The organism is Nocardiopsis sp. JB363, from assembly GCF_900143625.1.
Taxonomy (GTDB): domain Bacteria; phylum Actinomycetota; class Actinomycetes; order Streptosporangiales; family Streptosporangiaceae; genus Nocardiopsis.
Genome location: NZ_FRFF01000177.1, coordinates 1 through 1,610, shown reverse-complemented (window position 1 = coordinate 1,610; position 1,610 = coordinate 1). Strand labels below are relative to the sequence as shown.

Below are 1,610 nucleotides of genomic sequence, written 5' to 3'. Positions count from 1 at the left end.
GCAACCTCGCCACCCTGGCCCGCGCCGTGCACCGCCAGCAGTTGCCGTTGGTGGATGAGGCGTTTGGGGACAGCACCCTGTCGTTGGGTGAAGCGTGCGCGATCGCGACCTCCACCGAAAAAGCCACCGCTGAGTGGGCCAAGGTCCTGGACTCAGCCGATGAGGCGTTCAAAGCCGACCACCCGGACGTGGAGGGTTTTCGGGCCCGGTTGGAGTTCGGGTTGATCGCTTATAAGAAGGAATGCCCGAAAGCTTCGGTGCGTCAGTTGCGGGACGCGGCGAAATGGTTCGTCGCCCAACTGGACCCCGAAAAGGCCGACCGGGATTACGACGAGGCTTTCGACAACCGTGGCGCCCAGTTCTCGCCGACCTTCGAAGGCGGGTTCCTGCTGCGCATGTGGGGGCCGGGTGCGGATAACCAGCTGATCCAGGCCGCCCTGGACGCTTACACCGAGCCGTATGGTCCGGATAGTGCGGCGGTGCCGAAGCATCAGCGCACGTATGACGCGATGATGCGGATCTTCGAGACCGCCCTGGCCCACCGCAAGTGCGCGAAGGCGCCGAAGCCGGTGGTGACGTTGAACATCACCGTGCCTTTGAAGCGCTACCTCGGCGACCAAACCGCCGAACCCGCTGTCACGGAGGACGGGGTGGTCATTCCCGACCAGATGGTCTCCCGCCTCACCCCGAAGAGTTGGTTGCGCCGCTTCCTGACCGACGCCGAAGGCAAAACCCTGCTCGACGTGGGCCAGAAGCAGCGGTGCGCCCCTGACCCCGTCCGCCAGGCGGCGGGGTACAAGGAGTTCCACTGCGAGTGGCACGAAGGCTGCGACATGCCGCGTAGCTGGTCGCAGTTCGACCACATCATCGCTTTCTCCCAGGGTGGGGCGACGAGCTCGGACAACATGCAGCTGCTGTGTGCCACCCATAACCGGCTCAAGCACCGGTTGCAGGTGAAGGCGAATCAGCAGATCTGGGAGCACCATCACACCCAGAACCGCCAAGAAGCTGAGACCGGTGGGGACGAGGGCGGTGAGGGCGACCCAGCACCAGCCACCGCCCTCTAACACCACCACCACGCACTTTCACCAGGCGAAAACCTCGCCCCACTCTGACCGGTCAATCCGGAGCAGAAACCCCCGCACCTCTCGAAAAACACCCCGGTTGGGTGTCAGACCCCAAAGGCCCCGTGCTTTGTGGGGATATCGGCATGCCCGCACACCGAACCCCCTGCCCGGAGCCATATCCAAGGGCCAACGTGGCTCCCGTTGGGGGTCTCGGCAGCACACCCACCCCCGCACCCGCACCGGTGCTGGGGAGTGACCGGCCCACCTCCATCAGAGCTGGCTACCGCTGGGACGCGGCCTGCCCCGAGCCCGGCCTGTAGCGGGCCCTTCGTGACCCAACCGGCCACGTGATGGCGACGCGCTCAACGAGGACACCAGACGGAGGGGCAGGAATCCGGCCGGCTGCGGCCGGACCGGGCGAAGCCCGACGGCCCGTGAGGGCCCCCAGGGGCCCGAAGGGCCGTTGCCTTTGGGGCCCTGACCCCACCTCCCCCTTCCCCGATAGCCGCCAACCGCCGCCCGTGCCGTGCGGGTCAAGGTCAC

The 1,610-nt window shown here is 66.6% G+C and carries 1 protein-coding gene; it reads left to right on the top strand.

Annotated elements, in window-relative coordinates; all coding sequences use genetic code 11:
• Positions 1-1,067 (top strand): HNH endonuclease signature motif containing protein (locus BQ8420_RS27405; RefSeq protein ID WP_143847597.1); only part of this gene is annotated, 1,067 nt, incomplete at its 5' end.
• Positions 1,068-1,610: the final 543 nt, after the last annotated feature.